At 73.9% G+C, this 20737-nt stretch carries 7 protein-coding genes; 2 read left to right on the top strand and 5 right to left on the bottom strand.

Annotated elements, in window-relative coordinates; genetic code table 11:
- The first annotated feature begins 19 nt into the window (after positions 1 to 19).
- Positions 20 to 1123: an alpha-hydroxy acid oxidase gene (locus ACWD5F_RS44245; protein ID WP_451261795.1), complete on the top strand. Its 1104-nt coding sequence runs from the start codon at positions 20 to 22 to the stop codon at positions 1121 to 1123.
- 336 nt (positions 1124 to 1459) lie between these two features.
- On the opposite strand, the gene ACWD5F_RS44250 is transcribed toward ACWD5F_RS44245, so the two are convergent.
- Both ACWD5F_RS44250 and ACWD5F_RS44255 read right to left on the bottom strand, forming a co-directional pair.
- Positions 1460 to 2542: a prephenate dehydrogenase gene (locus tag ACWD5F_RS44250; protein ID WP_451261814.1), complete on the bottom strand. Its 1083-nt coding sequence runs from the start codon at positions 2540 to 2542 to the stop codon at positions 1460 to 1462.
- Positions 2543 to 2695: 153 nt separating this feature from the next.
- Positions 2696 to 3745 (bottom strand): methyltransferase, encoded by a 1050-nt coding sequence (locus ACWD5F_RS44255; protein WP_451261796.1) that lies wholly within the window; start codon positions 3743 to 3745, stop codon positions 2696 to 2698.
- Positions 3746 to 4274: 529 nt separating this feature from the next.
- Here ACWD5F_RS44255 and ACWD5F_RS44260 point away from each other — a divergent pair.
- A complete protein-coding gene (locus ACWD5F_RS44260; protein ID WP_451261798.1) occupies positions 4275 to 5198 on the top strand; it encodes a phytanoyl-CoA dioxygenase family protein in 924 nt (307 codons plus the stop codon).
- Positions 5199 to 5272: 74 nt separating this feature from the next.
- Here ACWD5F_RS44260 and ACWD5F_RS44265 read toward each other — a convergent pair whose 3' ends face one another.
- The 3 genes from ACWD5F_RS44265 to ACWD5F_RS44275 form a co-directional block, all read right to left on the bottom strand.
- Positions 5273 to 8521, bottom strand: coding sequence for an AMP-binding protein (locus ACWD5F_RS44265; RefSeq protein ID WP_451261799.1), 3249 nt, complete (start codon positions 8519 to 8521; stop codon positions 5273 to 5275).
- Positions 8522 to 8632: 111 nt separating this feature from the next.
- Positions 8633 to 11761, bottom strand: coding sequence for a type I polyketide synthase (locus ACWD5F_RS44270; protein ID WP_451261800.1), 3129 nt, complete (start codon positions 11759 to 11761; stop codon positions 8633 to 8635).
- Between the two features lies 1 nt (position 11762).
- A complete protein-coding gene (locus ACWD5F_RS44275; protein WP_451261815.1) occupies positions 11763 to 20480 on the bottom strand; it encodes a type I polyketide synthase in 8718 nt (2905 codons plus the stop codon).
- Positions 20481 to 20737 lie beyond the last annotated feature (257 nt).

Here is a 20737-nt window from a genome sequence, read left to right on the forward strand (position 1 = left end):
GCGCCGTGGAGGACAGGCGATGAGACTGACCCTCGGCGATTTCGAGAGGGCGGCCAGGTCCCGGCTCGACCCCGCGGTCTGGGACTTCTTCGAGGGCGGCGCGGGCGAGGAACGGACGCTCGCGGCCAATGCCGCAGCCTTCGACCGGCTGTGGCTGCGGCCACGGGTCCTGAGCGGTGCCGGCCTTCCCGACACCGCGGCCACGATCCTCGGCCGTCGCTGGGAGGCGCCGGTCGCGGTCGCCCCGCTGGCCTACCAGACACTGGCCCACCCGCTGGGCGAGCTGGCCACCGTCCGCGGCACGGCGGCGGCGGCCCGCGTGCCGGTCGTGGTCAGTACCTTCGCCGGCCGCGGCATCGAGGAACTGGCCGCCGCCGCGGACGGTCCGCTGTGGCTGCAGGTCTACTGCCTGCGGGACCGCTCGATGACGCGGCGGCTGATCGAGCGGGCGCAGGCAGCGGGCTTCGAGGCGCTCGTCCTCACCGTCGACACCCCCCACATGGGGCGCAGACTGCGGGACCTGCGCAACGGCTTCAAGCTCCCCGACGGCATCGGCCCGGCCAACCTCGACGGGCACGACTTCACGGTGCCGGCCGCCCACACCAGGGCCGAGTTCGCCCCGGCACTGGACTGGTCGGTGGTGGACTGGCTGCGCTCGGTCAGCGCGCTGCCGGTCCTGCTCAAGGGGATCCTCACCGACACCGACGCCGTGCGCGCCGCCGAGGCGGGGGCGGACGGCGTCATCGTGTCCAACCACGGCGGACGGCAGCTCGACGGTGTTCCCGCGACCCTCGACGTGCTGCCGGAGATCGCGGCAGCGCTGGCCGGCCGCCTCCCCCTGCTGCTCGACGGGGGAGTGCGCCGTGGCCGGGACGTGCTCGCCGCGCTCGCGCTCGGCGCCGATGCGGTGCTTCTGGGCCGCCCGGTCCTGCACGGCCTCGCCGTCGACGGGGAGCAGGGGGTGAGGGACGTGCTGGAGATCCTGCTCGGTGAACTGACCGACGCCATGACGCTCGCGGGCGTCCAGGCGCTGGCCGGCATCGGTCCCGGCCTCGTCCGGTCCGCCGCGGACGCCGGCGACCGGGCCCGCCACCACCGGACCCCCGCAGTCCTGCCGCGGTAGAGGGGCACGCCCGGCGCGGCGGACACGGACCGCCGGCCGGTGTGCCGGACGGTCCCGGAAGCAGCGAACCTGAGGGGCGGCCAGGCCACGAGCCGGGCCGCCCCTCAGGTTTTCCGCAGGTCACGGCGCCGGGGTCGTCGGTGTGGATCGGGCCGGACCAGGGAGCGGGGCTCCGGCGCCCCGCGTCGCAGGGCGAACGCGGAGGCCCCCGGCCGGAGACCGGAGACCGGGGGCCGGGGGAGAGGACGTGGCGCGGCCGTGGCGACCGGCGACGACGCGGCCGGGCGCGGCGCCGGGCCGGGGCCCCGCGCGCCCGGCCGCATCCGGGTGGGGGACCTAGCGGTGCCGCCACCCGTGGTTGTGCAGGGCCTTCACCAGTACCTCGCGCAGCTCCCGGGTGACGCTGAGCTGGACCAGACCGGTCGGCCGTCCGGCCGAGTGCTCCAGGTGGACGTCCTCGACATTGACACCGGCGCGGGAGGCGTCGGTGAACAGCCGGGCCAGCTCGCCGGGCTGGTCACCGATCATGACCGTGACCTTCTCGTACTGCTGCGGGCCGGTGCCGTGCTTGACGGAGATCCGGGCCCGCCCGGCCTGCCCGCGGCGCAGCAGGTCCTCGACCACGCGCGCGCCGCCACTGCGTTTGTCCTCGTCGGTGGCCCCCATGGCGCGCAGCCCCAGGACGGCGTCGTCCAGGTCCTGCGCCAGCTCCTCCAGCAGGTCGGCCACCACGAGCGCGTTGGCCCCGAGGATGTCCACCCACAGGCTCGGATCGCCGGCCGCCGTGCGGGTGAGGCCGCGGACGCCGGAGCCCGCCAGGCTCACCATGCGTTCCTCGGCCGGTTCCAGCAGGGCGGCCACCAGGCTCGCCATGAGATGCGGGGCGTGCGAGACCAGGCCGACGGCGCGGTCGTGGGCCGCGGCCTCCATCAGTACGGGCACGGCCCCGCACATCGCCACGAGTTCGAGTGCGGCGTTCAGCGTGTCGGTGCCGGTGTCGGCCGTGGGGGTGAGCACCCAGTTGCAGCCGTCGAAGAGGTCGGCCCGGGCGGCGAGCGGCCCGCTGCGCTCGCTGCCCGCCATCGGGTGCCCGCCGACGTAGCGCGTGCTGTCGCAGGCGAGGGCGATCGCGTCGTGCTGCGGCCTGCCCTTGACACTGGCGACGTCGGTGCAGTGCCTCGCCACGCCCTCGGCCTGCAGCTGTACGAGGACGTCGGCCACCAGCGCGGGCGGGACGGCCAGCACGGCCAGGTCCACGGCCTTCGGCGGGTCCTGTGCGGTGCCGGCGCCGAGCGAGGCCGCGATCGTGGCCACGGCGGGGTCCGCGTCCCGCAGGTACACGGTCACCCCCCGGGCCCTGAGGGCCAGTGCGACCGAGGTCCCGATCAGACCGGTGCCCACCACCAGGGCGTCTTTCATCGAGATCATTTCCCCCTCCTGGGCCGGCAACGGAAGAGGATGCTGCGGACGCACCCGGGCGTTGCTCGACGTTCCGGTGGCGCCTGCCAACGGATGGTGCTTTCCGGCGGAGCCCGCCCTTACGGTGGGCTCCGCACGGGTCCGGACCGGCTGTCAGGTGCCTTGCGGGGCCTGGCCGGAGGGAACGGCCTCGATGAGGCTGAAGCTCGACTCGCCGACCGGCAGCACCCCGGAGCGGACCAGGCCCGCGGCGGCGAACAGCTTGTCGAACTCCGACAGCGTGCGTTCCCGGCCGCCGAGGAGCACCAGCATGCCCAGGTCGCTCCACCGTGCCGGATGGGGTGCGGCGCTCTCCGGGACGACGAGTTCGCACACGAGGATCCGGCCGCCGGGGGCGAGGGCCCGGGCGCCGGCGCGCAGGATGTCGGCCGCCTTCTCGTCGTCCCAGTCGTGCAGCACGCTGCCCAGCAGATGGGTGTCGGCGCCTTCGGGAAGCCCGTCGAAGAAGCTGCCGGCCACCAGCTCGCACCGGTCCCGGACCGGTGCGAGCGGGGAGTCGTGGGCCGCGAGTTCGATCACCGGGCGGCGGTCGAACAGCACGCCCTTCAGCCGCGGCTGGGCCTGGAGGATGGTGGAGAGCACCGTGCCGGTGCCGCCGCCGATGTCCATGACGGTGTGCGCCGTGTCCCACACCGGCAGGTGGGCCAGGCCGCTGTACAGGCGCTTGGCCCGCTCTTTCATCCGGGTGTTGAAGGCGGCCTCGGTGGTGGGCTTCTCGTCCTGGTCCACGAAGAAGGTCTCGCCGTGGGCCGCCGGGAGCGGCTGCCGGTTCGCGGCGGCGTCGGCCGCCTGCAGCCAGGCCCGGTGGGAGTCCAGGTTGGACAGCGTGGCCCGCATCGACACGGCCGAACCGGTCGTGAGCACCGCGCCCAGGTCGGTGGGGGCGAATCGCCCGCGGTGGTCCCGGGCGAAGAAGCCGGCTCCGGTGAGGGCGTTGAGCAGGCTCGTGAGCGGCTCCGCCGCGAAGCCGACGGCGGCAGCGAGTTCCTCGGGGGAGGACCCGTCCGGCGCGCAGGCGTCGGCCACGCCCAGCCGCGCGGCGATGGCCAGGGTGTAGGGGAGCACCGCGACGATGCTGTCGTCCGCCATCAGCAGGAACTCGCGTACGACCGGATCGGGCACGTCGCGCACCAGCTGTTCCAACTCGGTCAGCGTACTCGCCCCGCTTCTGGTCGATGTCGTCCGGTGTGCGAAAGATGATTCGCTATCCGTTTGCAAAGATTTGCAATGCGGGTCCATGAATTGATTCCCGTCTTCATGTGCCACGAATGTGAGTCTAGCTGGAAGTCGCCCGTGCACCACAAAATCTCCTCCGCGGGCAAGGGCCGGCACGTAGGGTGAGCCGTCCCGGTGCGGGAGGGTTTCCGGCTGCCGATTTCTGGTCCGTCTTTCTGTGACGGAATGGACGTACGGTCGGGGGACGTCCTAGGGTCGGCCGCGACGAGGGATCTGAAGAATAACCGGCAACCGCCGGCGTCCGCTCCGCTGTCCTGTCGACGGGACACGAAAAGGCCCCGGAAGGGCGGAGCGGCGCCTTCGGGGACGGCCGGCCGGAGAATACTGATCTGCTGCGGGAACGCCCTCCGACGCCGCGGGCCGTGTGGCTGCGGGCGACTCCACGAACTCGTTCCGCAAGGCATGGAGTACCGAGACACCGAGAAGGAGCTGACGTATGGAAACACTCGGCGATGGTGTTCTGGAGAAGGCTGCGGCGGAATACGCCGAACAGGGCTTCTCCATCATCCGCAACGTCGTGCCGAAAGAACTCCTGGAAGAGGTGAACGCGCACGTCGATTGGCTCACCCGCAAGTATCCGGATCTTCGCCCCGAGCACTTCCACCACCCGTTGATCCGTAACGACGCCTTCTGGGCGCGGCTGGTCTCGGACTCCCGGCTGGTGGACATCGCGGAATACTTCCTCGGTCCGAATGTGGCGTCATTCACCGCCCATTACATATGCAAACCTCCGTATGATGGTCAGCCCGTGCTGTGGCACCAGGACGGCGCGTACTGGCCGCTGACGCCCATGGAGGCGTTCACGGTGTGGCTGGCCGTCGACGAGAGCACCAAGGAGAACGGCTGCCTGCAGATGATCCCGGGCAGCCATGTGCTGCCGCTGCACCGGCCGACGTCCCGCACGGACACGGACAACATGCTGTTCTCCTCCTCCGACGAGGACCTGGTGCGGGAGTGGGTGCGCGAGCGCGGGATCGTGCACATCGAGCTGCAGCCGGGCGATGTCTCCATCCACCACCCCAACCTGCTGCACTGCTCGGACCCCAACACCTCCGCCAAGCGGCGCTGCGGTCTCGACATGGGCTACATCTCGACGAACACGCGCACCCACGGCGACCGGGTCTACATCGACCCGCTGCTGGTGCGCGGCACGGACACCAACGGCTTCAACCGCTACCGTCCGTTCCCCATGTACCAGGAGGGCGAGACGATCCCGTTCGCCGGCCAGGAGGAGTGGGACGCCGAGGCCGCCCGGCTCAACGGGGCACTGCCGGTGCGTTCCCAGGACCTGTCCGAGACTCCGATCGAGACGACCCGGCACATGATCGACCGGCTGCGCGAGGGCACCACGAGCCGCTGACCTGCGGCGCCATCACCGGCCGACGGCCCACCGCACGCATCTGCGGTGGGCCGTCGGCCGTTTTTCGCGCGTGCTCAGAGCAGGAGCTCGCCGTCCTTCGTCCTGCGCCGCAGGGCGGGCCTGCTGGACTGGGCGAGGTCCTTCCACAGGTCGGACAGGCCGGCGACGGTGCGGGCCGCGAACAGTGTGCGGATGGACACTTCCTGGTGCAGCCCGGCCCGGATCAGGCCGACCAGTTTGATCGCCCGCAGCGAGTTGCCGCCGAGGTCGAAGAAGTCCTCGTCGATGCCCACCACCCGGCCCAGTTCGAGCACGTCGGCGAACGCCTCGGCCAGCACCCGTTCGGTGCGGTTGCGCGGCGGCCGGTAGTGCTCGTCGTCGAAGGCGGGCTCCGGCAGTGCCGTCCGCTCCACCCTCCCGCCGGCCGTCACCGGCAGGTGTTCCAGCACCACGAACGCGGACGGCACCATGACCTCCGCCAGCCGCTCCGCGGCGAACCGGCGCAGGTCCCCGGCCGACGGGCCGCCCCGGGGGCCGCGGCCGGCCGCGGGGACCACGAAGGCCACCAGCCGCCGCTGTCCCACGGCGTCGTTCCTGACGTCCACCACCGCCTGGGCGAGCCCGGGGTGCTCGGACAGCACCTCCTCGACCTCCGCCGGCTCGACCGGGACACCCCGTACCTCGATCGGGGCACCGGCCCGACCCAGGTAGGCGAGGCGGCCCTCGGCGACCCACCGCACCCGCTCCCCGGTCCGGTACATGCGCTCGCCGGCCGGTCCGAACGGGCAGGGCAAGAACCGCTGCGCGGTCGGCCCGGGCCGGCCGGGATAGCCGCGTGCCACGCCGGGCCCGGCGACATACAGCTCTCCGCTCACGCCCACGGGGACCGGCGCCAGCCCCGGTCCCAGGACGTAGAACACGGTGCGGCCGGCCGGCTGGCCGGGCGGGCCGGCCGGGTGTTCCGGTCCGTGCGCCGCCGGACGGTGGGACACGGCGGACACGGCGGACACGGTCGTCTGTGCCGTCCCGTGACCGCTCAACACCGTCAGCCCGGGGCAGGCTTCCCGCACCCGGCGCAGCGCGGCGGCGGACACGCGCTCACCACCGGTCCACACCTCGCGCAGTCCGGCGAGGGCCTCGGGGCGGTGCGCCGCGATCGCCGAGAACAGGCTCGCGGGCAGCCACGTCCGGGTGATCCCGTGCGTCTGCCGCAGCGCGGTCAGGGTGCCGGCGTCCAGCTCGCCCGCAGGCGCGACGACCACCCGGCCGCCGTTCAGCAGCGGACTCCACACGTCGAGGGGGAGCGTGTCGGCGGTGTGCGGCGCATGCCACAGCACCGTCCCGTGACCGTCCTCCCGCCGGTCCAGGACGAACCGCTCCATGTTCCGGTGCGTCAGGGCCGGCCCCGTTGCCGTGCCGGCCGGTCCGCGGCCGTACGTCAGGGCCAGCAGGCTGTCCGGGTGCGAGGGGACCGGCCCCGCGGTACCGGCGTCGTCGTGGCCGGCCTGCGAGCGGAGGTCGTCCAGCAGGAGCACCGGCACGTCCGGTGTGCCGGGCCAAGCGGCGGCCGTTGCCGGGTCGGTGAGCAGTGCGCGCACCGGGGCGTCGCCGCTCACCGAGGCGATCCGCTGCGCGCGCAGCGCCGGATCGACCGGCAGGTAGGCGCCGCCCGCCTTGACCACGGCGAGCAGGGCGACGACCAGGTCCACCGACCGGGGCAGCGCCACCGCCACGACCGACTCGGGCCCGACATCGTGCCGTTGTAGCGCCCGGGCCAGGTGGCCGGAGCGCTCGTCCAGCTCCCGGTAGGTCACCGCCGCGTGCGCGGACACCACCGCGACGGCGTCGGGGGCGCGCTCCACCTGGCGGGCGAACAACTGCGCAACGGTCAGCCCCCGCGGCGGCGCGTCGGTGCCGGCCGGTGGTGCCAGCAGCCGGTCCCGCTCGGCGCCGCGCACCACGTCCAGGGCGCCCACCGGCCGGTCGCCGGCCGCCACGGCCGCCTGGATGTACGCGATCAGGTCCTCGCCGAGGAAGCGCAGCTCCGCGCGGGAGTACAGGCTCGCGGGCGCGTCCAGCCGCAGGTACAGGTCGCTGTCGGCGCTCCCGTCGGTGTAGACGCCGATCGCCAGTTCCTCGAAGGTCCCGGTCGTGCCGGCGAGGAAGCGGGCGGGGCGGCCGGCGAAGGAGAGCTGCTGGGGGAAGTCGACGACGTTCACGACGGCCCCGAAGCTGCCGCGGTCGCCCAGGACGGTGTTGCTCGCGCGCTGGATCTCCGAGTAGTGGCAGGCGGTGTGGTCGAAGATCTCGTACGTCTGCTCGCCGATCGCGTCGGTGATCTCGGCGAAGGTCGCGCCGAGCGGAACCTTCACCCGTACCGGCACCACGTTCACCGCCAGAGCGGGTGTCCTGCTGGCCGCCCCGACCCGGTTGCCCACCGCCAGCGAGAGGAGGAACTCCGGACGGTCGCAGCGGTGGCGCAGGAACACCGCCGTGGCCGCGGTCAGCATCGACGACAGCCATACGCCCATGGACTTCGCGGCCTCGGTCCACGCGTCCGCGTCGGCGCGCGCGACGGCCAGTGTCCGGCTCACCATTCCGAGGGGCTCGGCCAGCTCCCCCCAGCGGTCGGCGTCGTTCGCGGGCTCCTCGAGCGCGGCCCGTACGGCATCGGGGAGGGCGACGCGCGGGACCCGGGCGGGGGCGGGGGCGTCCACCAGGTAGTCGCGCCAGAACTCCCGGTCCTCGGCGGACTGCCGGGAGGCGCGGTAGGCCGCTGCCTGGTCCGCGGACGACTGGGCGTCCCAGGGGTGGGGCAGCTGCGGCACGTCCGACCCCTGCGACAGTGCCGTGTACACCTCGGCCAGGCGCCGCGACAGCAGCCCGGACACGCCGTACCCGTCCGACACGAGGTGGTGGTAGACGATCACCAGCAGGGAGCGGTCCGGCGCGAGCTTGACCACACCGAGCCGCAGCAGCAGGTCCCGTGCCAGGTCGAACGGCTGCCGCAGCACGTCGGCCAGCGCTTCACGGGCCGCCCGCTGCGGATCGTCCTGGGCGCTGACGTCCAGGAAGAACGGCCGCCACTCGCCCGGTTCCCTGGGCACCAGGCGCAGCCCGGCGCCGTCGTCGGCGAAGGTGATCCGCAGTACCTCCGCCTCGTCCAGCACCCGCAGCACCGCGCGCTCCATGACAGGCGCGTCCAGCTCACCGTCCACGTCCCACAGGGTCAGCGCATGGTTCAGCGAGTCGGGAAACATGTTCTGCGCCCGCCACAGCCCTTCATGCGCAGACGACGCACCGAACGAACGCACAGAGATCATCCTTTCAGCAAAGCCGGAACGGGCCCGGTCCGCGACGGGCCCGTGACCCCTCGCGCGAGGGGGTGTCGCATCGGCGGTGTACGGGGCCAGGCTCCGCACACCGCCGCAAGTTCACGGCCGGCCGCGGCCGGCCATCGAGGTCATGAGGTGCCCGGCGACCCGCCGTGGCGTCGGGTGCTGCAGCACCAGGTTCGGCCGCAGCGTCAGTCCGGTCGTGGTGGCCAGGCTCTTGCTCAGCTGCATCGAGAGCAGCGAGTCGAAGCCGAGGTCCTTGAACTCCAGATCGGGGTCGACGCTCTGGCGGGAGGGGTGCCCGAGCACGACGGCGACCTTCGTCAGGACGTGGTCCAGGACGAGTGCCGCCGCCTCGTCGCCGGACAGGGCGGCGAGCCGGTCCGGCAGGGCGACGGGTTCGTCCCCGGCCGTCGGCGCCTGCGGCGCGGGCGCCTCGCCCGCGACCGTGACTGCCGGGGGCGCCGAGTCCAGCCAGTAGCGCTGCCGCTTAAACGCGTACGTCGGCAGGTCCACTCGCCGGCGGATGCCGGACAGGGCCTCCCAGTCCACGCTCCCGCCCCGGACGTGGAGCCCGGCCAGTGAGCCGAGCACCGACTGGACCTCCCCGCGGTCCCGCCGCGAGGAGGACAGCACCACCGCGTCGTCGAGGTCCTCGACGATCTCCTGCACCGGGACGGTCAGCACGGGGTGCGGACTCATCTCGAGGAACACCCGGAAACCGTCGTCGGCCAGTCGCCGGACGGCGGGTTCGAACAGGACCTTCTCGCGCAGGTTGTCGTACCAGTAGCCGGCGTCCAGCCTCGCGGTGTCGACGACCTCGCCGTACAGGGTCGAGCAGAAGGGCAGCGCCGACGTCTGCGGGCGCACGCCGGACAGCGGGGCGAGGACCTGCTCGCGGACCCGGGCCACGTGGGGGGAGTGGGAGGCGTAGTCGACCGATATCCGCCGGGCCTGCACGTTCTCGGCCCGCATCTTCTCCACGAACTCATCCAGTGCGTCCGGTTCCCCGGACACCACCACCGAGCGGGGCCCGTTGACCACGGCCACGCCCACCCGGCCCTCCCACGGCGCGAGACGCTCCTGCACGGTCTGCGCGGACTCCGCGACCGACGCCATCCCGCCGTGACCGATCAGATCCACCAGGGCCTTGCTGCGCAGCGCCACGACACGGGCGGCGTCCCGCAGGGAGAGGGCGCCGCAGACGTGGGCGGCGGCAATCTCGCCCTGGCTGTGGCCCACGACCGCGGCCGGTTCCACCCCCCAGGACCGCCACAGGGCGGCCGTGGACACCATCACGGCGAACAGGGCGGGCTGCACCACGTCCACCCGGTCCAGCGTCGGGGCCCCCGCCACGCCCCGCACCACGTCGAGCAGCGACCAGTCGACCCACTCCGACAGCGCGGCCGCGCACGCGTCCAGGCTCTGCGCGAAGACGGGGAACGCGTCGTACAGCTGGCGGCCCATGCCGGCCCACTGCGAGCCCTGGCCGGGGAAGACGAAGACCGTCCCGCCGAGTTGCCCGGCCGTGCCGCGCACCACCGCGGTGGACTCCTCGCCGGCGCCGAGCGATGTCACACCGTCCAGCAGTTCCTTCCGGTCGCGCCCCAGCACCACCGCCCGGTGCTCGAACCGGGTGCGGCCGGAGGCCAGCGACCAGCCGGTGTCGGCGATGTCCAGGTCCGGGTCGGCGGCGGCGAAGTCGCGCAGTCTGCGGGCCTGGCGTTCCACGGCGGCCGCGGTCCTGCCCGACAGCACCCACGGCACGAGGCCGCCGGCGGCGATGCCGGGATCGCGGGCGCTGTCGTGCTGCGGCTGCTGGGGCGGAGCCTCTTCCAGGACGACATGCGCGTTGGTGCCGCTGATGCCGAACGACGACACACCGGCCCGCCGCGGACCGTCCGGCCGAGTCCACTCACGTCCTTGCACCAGCAGTTCGACCGCGCCGCGGGACCAGTCCACGTGGCGGGAGGGCGCGTCCACGTGCAGTGTCCTGGGCAGGTGGCGGTGGCGTATGGCCATCACCGTCTTGATGACCCCGCCGACCCCGGCGGCGGCCATGGAGTGGCCGATGTTCGACTTCAAGGAGCCCAGCCACAGCGGCCTGCCCTCGGTCCGGCCCTGTCCGTAGGTCGCCAGCAGCGCGTCGGCCTCGATGGGATCGCCCAGGGCGGTTCCGGTGCCGTGCGCCTCGACCAGGTCCACCTCGGCGGCGGCGACGCCCGCGTTCGCCAGTGCTGTGCGGATCACTTTTTCCTGGGCGCGGCCGTTGGGGGCGGTCAGTCCGTTGCTGGCGCCGTCCTGGTTCACCGCGGAACCGCGCAGGACGGCCAGCACCGGGTGGCCGTTGCGGCGGGCGTCGGACAGCCGCTCCAGGAGCAGCACCCCCACGCCCTCCGCCCAGCCGGTCCCGTCGGCTCCGTCGGCGAAGGACTTGCAGCGGCCGTCGGCCGCCAGGCCGCGCTGGCGGGAGAACTCCACGAAGATCCACGGCGTCGACATCAGTGCCGCCCCGCCCGCCAGCGCGAGCGAGCACTCTCCCGAGCGCAGCGACTGCATCGCCAGGTGCACCGACACCAGCGACGAGGAGCATGCCGTGTCCACGGTCACCGCCGGCCCGGTCAGGCCGAGTTGGTAGGCCACCCGGCCCGAGGCGACGCTCAGTGCGCTGCCCTGCAGCAGGAAGCCCTCGAGCGGGTTGCCCCGCGCTTCCACGAAGCGCATCCCGTACTCGGGGAACATCACTCCGCAGAAGACACCGGTGTCGGTGCCGCGCAGGTCGGCGGGGACGATGCCGGCGCGCTCGAGGACCTCCCACGACGTCTCCAGCAGCAGGCGCTGCTGCGGATCGATCGCCAGCGCCTCTCGCGGGCTGATGCCGAAGAACCCCGCGTCGAAGGAGGCCGCGTCCCGCAGGAACCCCCCGTGGCGCACATAGGAGGTGCCGGCCGTGTCGGGGTCCGGGTCGTACAGGTCCGGCCATCCGCGGTCCTGGGGGAATCCGTCCACCATGTCCCGTCCGTCGCGGACCACCTCCCACAGTTCCTCGGGCGAGGACACGCCTCCGGGGTAGCGGCAGGCCATGGCGACCACGGCGACGGGCTCGTCGCGGCCGGCCTTCAGGGCGTCGTTCTCCCGGCGGAGGCGGTCGCGTTCCTCCAGCAGTGCGCGCAGCGCCCGCTGGACCCGGTCCGCGTCGTGCGGTGTGCCGTCTGCGGAGTGCTTCATGTCAGTCGTCCCTCTCGTCCAGTGCCAGGTCGACGAGCGCGTCCAGGTCCAGGCGGGCCAGTGCATCCGTGCCGGTGTCCGTCGTGCCGGTGCCGGTGCTGCTGTTGGCGTTGGTGTTGGTCGTGTCGGGGTCCGGCCGGGGCGGTCCGGCGCACGCCAGGACCGGTTCCAGCAGGCCCGCGCTGCGCAACCGGTCGACCGGGACGCTGCGCAGCACTTCCCGGATCCTCGCCTCCTCGTCCTCGTCCTCGTCCTGGTCCGGATCCGCGGCCGGGCGCATCAGGTCCAGGAGGTGGCGGCCCAGTTCGCGGGGGGTCGGGTAGCTGAAGACGAGGGCGGGCGCCAGCCGCAGTCCGGTCGCCGACGCCAGGCGGTTGCGCAGCTCGACCACGGTCAGCGAGTCGAAGCCGAGCTCCTTGAACGCCTTGTCGAGGTCGATGGTGTCGGGTGAGGAGTGGCCCAGGACGACGGCGACGTGGGTGCGGACGAGCGTGGCGAGGGCGTCCTGGGCCTCCTGCGGCGCGAGGCGGGCCAGACGGTCGCCGAAGGTGGCGGTCGCGGTGTCCGCAGCCGTGTTCGCCTTGCGGACGGGGGCGCGCACCAGCCCCCGCAGCACGGCGGGCAGGGTGCCGCTGTCCAGGTGCGGGCGCAGCAGGGCGGGGGTGATCCTGGCCGGCACCGGGCAGGCGGTGCCGCAGGCACGGGCGGCCTCGAAGAGCGCTGCCCCGTCCTGCGCCGGGAAGGGCTCGATCCCCAGGCGGGCCATCCGGGTCAGGTCCGCGTCGTCCAGGTGCGCGGTCATGCCGCTGCTGTCGGACCACAGTCCCCAGGCCAGGGAGGTGGCGGGCAGTCCCTCGGCGCGGCGGTGCTCGGCCAGCGCGTCGAGGAACACGTTCGCCGCCGCGTAGTTGCCCTGGCCCGGCGTGCCCAGGATGCCCGCCACGGAGGAGAAGAGGACGAACTCGGCGAGGTCGGTGCCGCGGGTGAGTTCGTGCAGGTGCCAGGCGGTGTCGACCTTCGGCCGGAACACGCGCTCGACGTGCTGCGCGGTCAGGGAGGTGAGGATGCCGTCGTCGAGGACGCCGGCGGTGTGCACGACGGCGGTCAGGGGGTGCTCGCCGGGGATGGCCGCCAGGAGCGCGGCGAGGGCGTCGCGGTCGCCGGTGTCGCAGGCGGCGACGGTGACCTTCACGCCCAGCCCGGTCAGTTCGGCGGCGAGTTCGCGTGCGCCCGGGGCGGCCGGGCCGCGCCGGCCGGCCAGCAGCAGATGGCCGATCCGCCCGGCCTTCGCGTACCGGCGGGCGAACAGTGCGCCGAGGGTGCCCGTGCCGCCGGTGATCAGGACCGTGCCGCCCGCGGCGGGCTCCGGCACGGCGGCGTCGTGCGGCGCCGCCTGCCGTACGAGCCGGGGGACGTAGGGCAGGCGGTCGCTGTCGCGGACCGCCGTCTGCGGTTCGCCGCCGGCCAGGGCCGCGCAAAACGGCTCGGCGGGGACGGCGTTCTCGTCGGCCACGTCGATCAGGGCGAAGCGGCCGGGGTGCTCGGTCTGGGCGGTGCGGATCAGGCCCCAGACGGCGGCGTCGGCGGGGCTGGGCGCTTCGGTGTCGGGGTGGACGGCGACGGCCCGGCGGGTGAGGAACACCAGCCGGCTGTCGGCCAGCCGTTCCTCGGCCAGCCACGACCGGACCAGGTCCAGGGCGTGGTGAACGGCTTCGCGGGCGCGGCGGGGGACGTCGGGTGCCGGGCCGGGGTGCTCCAGCAGGCCGGTGGCGACCACCACGTGCGGGAGGGGGCCGGTGCGGTCGGCCAGGAGGTCCGCCGGCGTCGGGTGGATCGTGACGGTGACGTCGGCGGGCAGTGAGGCGACCAGTGCCTGGGGAACGGCGTTTCCCAGGAACGCCACCCGGCCGGCTTCGAGGGCCTGTGTGCCGGACAACGGGTGCCAGGCCAGGCGGAACAGCTGGCCGTCGGCCGCCGGTGCGGCGGCCTTCGCCAGTTGCTGGGTACTGATGGGCCGCAGGGCGAGCGATGTCACGTCGGCGACCGGTTGCCCGGTGGGGTCGGCGAGCGCGATGCGCAGCGTTCCCGGGCCGGCGGGGGTGATGCGCACGCGCAGGGACCGGGCGCCCATGGCGTGCAGCCGGACGTCCGACCAGGCGAACGGCAGCAGCACCCGGTCGGTGTCCTGCTGGGGGGCGGTGGCGACGAGCGGGTGGAGCGTGGCGTCGAAGAGGGCGGGGTGGATGCCGTAGGGGCCGGTGGTGGTGTGGGCGCTCTCCTCGGCGGGGAGGGCGGCCTCGGCGTAGAGGGTGTCGCCGTGCCGCCACAGGGCGCTCAGGCCCTGGAAGGCGGGGCCGTAGTGGTAGCCGCGGTCGGCGAGCCGGTCGTAGAGGGCGTCGACGGGGACGGGGGTGGCGCCGGCCGGCGGCCAGGCCGCCGGCTGCGCCCACGGGGCCGGGTCCGGGGCGGCGGGGGCCCGGGAGGACAGGGTGCCGGTGGCGTGGCGGGTCCAGGGCCGGTCGGGGGCGGCGTCGTCGGGCCGGGAGTGGAGGGTGAGGGCGCGTCGGCCGTCGTCGTCGGCGGCCTCCACGCGCAGCTGCAGTCGCACGCCGCCGGTGGCCGGGAGGGGGAGGGGCGCTTGGAGGGTGAGGTCGTCCAGATGGGGGGCGCCGGTGGCCTGGCCCGCGTGGAGGGCGAGCTCGACGAACGCGGTGCCGGGTAGCAGCGGTGTGTCGTGGACGGCGTGGTCGCTCAGCCAGGGGTGGGTGGCCAGGGACAGGTGCCCGGTGAAGACGTGGCTGTCGCCGTCCGCGAGATCGACGGCGGCACCGAGCAGGCCGTGGTCGTCCGCGTGCAGGCCCAGTGCGCGGGGGTCGGTGGCGGTGGCGGCCTGCTGCATCCAGTGGCGTTGTCGTTGGAAGGGGTAGGTGGGCAGGTCGTGGTGGGTGGGCGGGGTGGCGGGGTAGAAGCGCGACCAGCCGGTGGCGGTGGCGGGGGTGTGGGTGTGGGTGGTGGCGAGGGAGGTCAGTACGCGCTGCCAGGTGCCGTCGTCGCGGCGCAGGGTGCCGGTGACGGCGGTCTTGCCGGGGCCCACGTGGTCCTCGGCGGTCTCCTGGAGCGGGTGGGTGAGCACGGGGTGGGGGCTGACCTCGACGAACAGGGTGTGCCCGTCGTCCAGCAGGGCGCGGGTGGCCGTCTCGAAGGCCACGGTGGTGCGCAGGTTGTCGTACCAGTACGCGGCGCCCATCGCGGTCGTGTCGCTCATCGCGCCCTTGGCGTGGTCGCCCACCGTCGAGTAGAACGCCACCTCCGCCGCGCGCGGGCGCACCGGGGCCAGCAGCTTAAGCAGTTCGTCGTGGAGCGCCTCGACGTGGGGGGAGTGGGAGGCGTAGTCCACCGGGATCCTGCGGGCCCTGATCTCCTGGTCCGCGCAGTGGGTGACGATCTCCGCCAGCGCGTCGGCGTCACCGGCGACGACGGTGACCGAGGGCCCGTTGACGGTGGCGACGACCACGCGTCCCGCCCAGCGGGCGATGAGTTCCTCGGCGTCCGCCACGGCCAGCGGCAGGGAGACCATGCCGCCGTCGCCCGCGATACGGCTGATGGTCCGCGAGCGCAGGGCCACGATGCGGGCGGCGTCCTCCAGGCAGAGCACGCCGGCGATGTGGGCGGCGGCGATCTCGCCCTGGGAGTGGCCCACGACCGCGTCGGGGGTGATGCCGAGGTGCTGCCACAGCCGGGCCAGGGACACCATCACCGCCCACAGTGCGGGCTGCACGACGTCGACGCGGTCGAGGGAGGGGGCGCCGTCGGCCTGGGTGAGGACGTCGGTGAGGTTCCAGCCGGTGTGCGGCTCAAGTGCTGTCGCGCAGGCGGTGAGGTGCTGGGCGAACACCGGTGAGGTGCGCATCAGGTCGATGCCCATGCCGGCCCACTGCGAGCCCTGTCCGGGGAAGACGAACACGGTTTTGCCCGGCCGGCCGGCGGCCGTGCCGGTGACCACCCGCGCCGAGGGTGCGCCCGCGGCCAGTGCGGTCAGTCCTTCGCGGTAGTGGGATGGGTCGCGGCCGATGACGACGGCCCGGTGGGGGAACACGGAGCGGCTCGCGGTGAGCGCGTGGCCGATTTCGGCGGGTGTGGCGTGGGGGTGGCGGTCCAGGTGGTCCAGCAGTCGTCGGGCCTGTTCCTGCAGCGCGGCCTGGGATGTCGCGGAGAGGGGCCACGGCAGCGAGCCGTCCGTCACCACGGCGGGATCCGGGGTGTCCGGTCCGGTGGCGTCCTCTTGCTGTTCCTGGGGGGCCTGTTCGAGGACGAGGTGGGCGTTGGTGCCGCTGATGCCGAAGGAGGAGATGCCGGCGCGGCGCGGGTGGCCGCTGTCCGGCCAGGCCCGGTTGTCGGTCAGGAGTTCCATGGCGCCTGTGGCCCAGTCCACGTGCGAGGACGGCCGGTCCACGTGCAGGGTGCGCGGCAGTACTCCGTGGCGCATGGCCATGACCATCTTGATGACGCCGCCGACCCCGGCGGCGGCCTGGGAGTGGCCGATGTTGGACTTCAGCGAACCCAGCCACAGGGGCTGGTCCTGCGGCCGGTCCCGGCCGTAGGTGGCCAGCAGTGCCTGTGCCTCGATGGGGTCTCCCAGGGTGGTGCCGGTGCCGTGGGCCTCGACGGCGTCGACGTCCCGCGCCGACAGTCCCGCGCCGGCCAGGGCCTGGCGGATGACGCGTTCCTGGGAGGGTCCGTTGGGGGCGGTGAGGCCGTTGCTGGCGCCGTCCTGGTTGACGGCCGAGCCGCGGACGAGGGCCAGTACCCGGTGGCCGTTGCGCCGTGCGTCGCGGAGGCGTTCCAGGACCAGGACGCCCGCGCCCTCCGCCCAGGCGGTGCCGTCCGCCGCCTCGGCGAACGCCTTGCACCGGCCGTCCGCGGCGAGTCCGCGCTGGCGGGAGAACTCCACGAACATTCCCGGTGTGGACATGACGGCGACTCCGCCGGCCAGGGCCAGTGAGCACTCGCCGTTGCGCAGCGCCTGGGCGGCCAGGTGCGTCGAGACGAGGGAGGAGGAGCAGGCGGTGTCCACCGTCACGGCCGGCCCGTGCAGGTCGAGGGCGTAGGAGATGCGGCCCGAGGCGACGCTCGCGGTGTTGCCGGTCAGCAGGTACCCGTCGTAGCCGGTGACGCCGTCGTGCAGGGCGGGGCCGTAGTCCTGGGTCATGGCGCCGATGAACACGCCGGTGCTGCTGCCGCGCAGCGCCGTGGGGGCGATGCCGGCCCGTTCGATCGCCTCCCAGGAGGTCTCCAGGAGCAGCCGCTGCTGCGGGTCCATCGCGGTCGCCTCGCGCGGGCTGATCCCGAAGAAGGCGGGGTCGAATTCCGTCGCGTCGCAGAGGAATCCGCCCTGGGTGACGTACGAGGTGCCGGGCCGGTCCGGATCGGGGTCCAGGAGCTGTTCGGTGTCCCAGCCGCGGTCGGCGGGGAAGCCGGTGATGGCGTCGACGCCCTCGCTGACCAGGTGCCACAGGTCCTCGGGGGTGCGGACGTCGCCGGGGTAGCGGCAGGCCATGCCCACGATCGCGACGGGCTCGTCCGCGTCGGCGGCGGGCGGGAGGTCGTGGGCGGCGGTGTCGAGGGCCTGCTGGGGGCCCAGGAGCCGGGTCCGCAGGAAGCGGGCGACGGCGAGGGGGGTGGGGTGGTTGAAGAGCAGGGTCGTCGGCAGTTCCAGGCCGGTGAGGGCGCTGAGCCGGTTGCGCAGTTCGACGGAGGCGAAGGAGTCGAAACCGAGGTCCTTGAACGTGCGGTCGTCGTCCACCTCCTGGGGGGCGGTACGTCCGGTGAGGGCCGCGGCCTCGGCGCGGATCCGGTCGGTGAGGATCTCTTCCCCCTGGGCCGGGGACGCTTTCGCGAGGCGGTCCAGGAACGGCGACGGCGCGCCGGACCCGGCGGGAGCGGCGGTGGGCTCGTGCTGGTCGGCGATCACGTCGGCCGGGGCGTCGGGCCCGGCGTCGGTGAGGCCGCCGGCCGGCAGGTCGATCCAGTGGCGTTGCCGTTGGAAGGGGTAGGTGGGCAGGTCGTGGTGGGTGGGCGGGGTGGTGGGGTAGAAGCGCGACCAGCCGGCGGCGGTGGGGGTGGTGGTGTGGGTGTGGGTGGTGGCGAGGGAGGTCAGTACGCGCTGCCAGGTGCCGTCGTCGCGGCGCAGGGTGCCGGTGACGGCGGCCGCGCCGCCGTGTGCGTGCCGGCGGACGGTCTCCTGGAGCGGGTGGGTGAGTACGGGGTGCGGGCTGACCTCGACGAACAGGGTGTGCCCGTCGTCCAGCAGGGCGCTGGAGGCGGCCTGGAAGTGCACGGGGTTGGCCAGGTTGTCGTACCAGTACGCGGCGCCCATCACCGTGGTGTCGGCCATCGGGCCCGCCGGGTGTCCGGCCACGGTCGAGTAGAACGCGACCGTGGCCGGACGCGCCCGGACGCCCGCGAGGGCGTCCAGCAGCCGGCCGCGCAGCGGATGCACGTGCGGTGTGTGCGAGGCGTAGTCGATCGGGACGCGGCGGGCGCGTACGCCCTCGGCCGTGCAGTGCGCCAGCAGTTCCTCGACCGCGGCGATGTCTCCCGCGACCACGGTGGCCGAGGGCCCGTTGACCGTGGCCACGGTCAGCCGCCCCGCCCACCGGCCGACGAGGGCCTCGGCGTCCGCCTGCGGCAGCGGCAGGGAGACCATGCCGCTGTGCCCCGCGATCTCGGTCAGGGCCTGGGCCCGCAGGGCCACGATGCGGGCGGCGTCCTCCAGGCAGAGCACGCCGGCGATGTGGGCGGCGGCGATCTCGCCCTGGGAGTGGCCCACCACTGCGTCGGGGGTGATGCCCAGGTGCTGCCACAGCCGGGCCAGGGACACCATCACCGCCCACAGTGCGGGCTGGACCACGGCATCGCCCTCGAGGGAGGGGGCGCCGTCGGCCTGGGTGAGGACGTCGGTGAGGTTCCAGCCGGTGTGCGGCTGGAGGGCTGTCGCGCAGGCGGTGAGGTGCTGGGCGAACACCGGTGAGGTGCGCATCAGTTCTCTGCCCATGCCGGCCCACTGCGAGCCCTGCCCGGGAAAGACGAACACCGTTTTGCCCGGCCGGCCGCCCGCCGTGCCGGTGACCACCCGCGCCGAGGGCACGCCCTGGGCCAGCGCGGCGAGCCCTTCGCGGTAGTCGGCCGGATCACGGCCGATCACGACCGCCCGGTGGTTGAACACGGACCGGCTCGCGGTGAGCGCGTGACCTATCTCGGCGGGTGTGGCGTGCGGGTGGCGGTCCAGGTGGTCCAGCAGCCGTCGGGCCTGTTCCTCCAGCGCGGCCTGGGATGTCGCGGAGAGGGGCCACGGCAGCGACCCGTCCGTCACCACGGCCGGCCCCTCCACCGCGGCCGTGGCGTCGCCGGCCGTCCACTCGCGCAGCACGACGTGGCAGTTGGTGCCGCCCATGCCGAAGGAGCTGGTGCCGGCGATCAGCGGACGGTCGGGGCGGGGCCAGGGGGTGAGGGACTGCTGGACGCGCAGCCGGAGCTCGTCGAAGGCGATGTCGGGGTTGGGCGTGTGGAAGTTGAGGCTGGGCGGCAGCTCGCGGTGCCAGATGCTGAGGGCCGTCTTGAGCAGGCCGACGATGCCTGCGGCGCCCTCCAGATGGCCGATGTTGGTCTTCGCGGACCCGACGTGCAGCGGGCGGTCCGCGGGGCGTCCGGTGCCGAGCGCGGCGCCCAGGGCGGCCGCCTCGACGGGGTCGCCCACGCGCGTGCCGGTGCCGTGCAGTTCGACGTACTGGACGTCCGCGGGGCGGGTGCCGGCGCGCTCGTGGGCGCGGCGGACGACCTCTTCCTGGGCGCGGGCGCTGGGCACGGTGAGGCCGGGCGTGGCGCCGTCGTTGTTGACGGCGCTGCCCTCGATCACGCAGTAGATCCGGTCGCCGTCCGCCACCGCCCGGGACAGGGTCTTCAGGGCCAGGTAGGCGCCGCCCTCGCCGCGGACGTAGCCGTCGGCCCGGGCGTCGAAGGTCTTGCACAGCCCGTCCGGCGACAGGCCGCCGAACTTGGTGGAGCCGATGGTGCTCTCCGCGGTGATGGCGAGGTTGACGCCGCCCGCGAGCGCGAGGGTGCACTCCCCGGCGCGCAGGCTCTGCGCCGCCAGGTGCACCGTCACCAGTCCGGAGGACTGGGCCGCGTCGACGGCGAGGCTGGGGCCGTTGAGGCCGAGCGTGTAGGAGAGGCGGTTGGCGATGATGCTGCGGTGCAGGCCGGTGACGGAGTGGCGGTCGATGCGCGGGGCGGCGTGCTTGTAGAGGCGGATCGCGTAGTCGTCCCACATGGCGCCGACGAAGACGCCCGTGGGTGTCCCGGCGAGGTGTGCGGGGACGATGCCGGCGTCCTCCAGTGCCTCCCAGCCCAGTTCCAGCATCAGACGCTGCTGGGGGTCGGTCATCGCGGCCTCGTTGGGGGCGATCCCGAAGAAGTCGGCGTCGAAGCCGGCGATGTCGTCCAGGTAGCCGCCGCGGGTGGTGATGATCCTGCCGGGGGCGGTGGGGTCGGGGTCGAGCAGCCGGCGGGCGTCCCAGCGGTCGGCCGGGACGTCGGTGATGCCGCTTCGGCCGTTGCGCAGCAGTTCCCAGAAGGCCTGGGGGCTGCCGGCGCCGGGCAGGCGGCACGACATGCCCACGACGGCGACGGGTTCGCGGGCGGATGTCCCCGGCGCGTGCACCTCCTCGCGCGGTGGCGGTGCGTCACCGACGACGCGTGGCGGGTGGGACCGGTAGTCGTCGGCGTCCTGCACCGGGGCCTCCTCGGCGGTTGCGGGAAGAACGGGGGTGGCTGCGTGTCATCCGCGGCCGGCCGGCCGGCCGCGCCGGCCGGTGGGAGCCGCCGGCATCCGGGCTGTGCGGGCTCGTGCGCGCCGCGGTCTTCCGGGCGCCGTAGCGGGCCCGGCGGGTCGCGGTCTTCCGGGCGCCGTGGCGGGCC

The sequence above is a fragment of the Streptomyces sp. NPDC002499 genome (assembly GCF_053595415.1).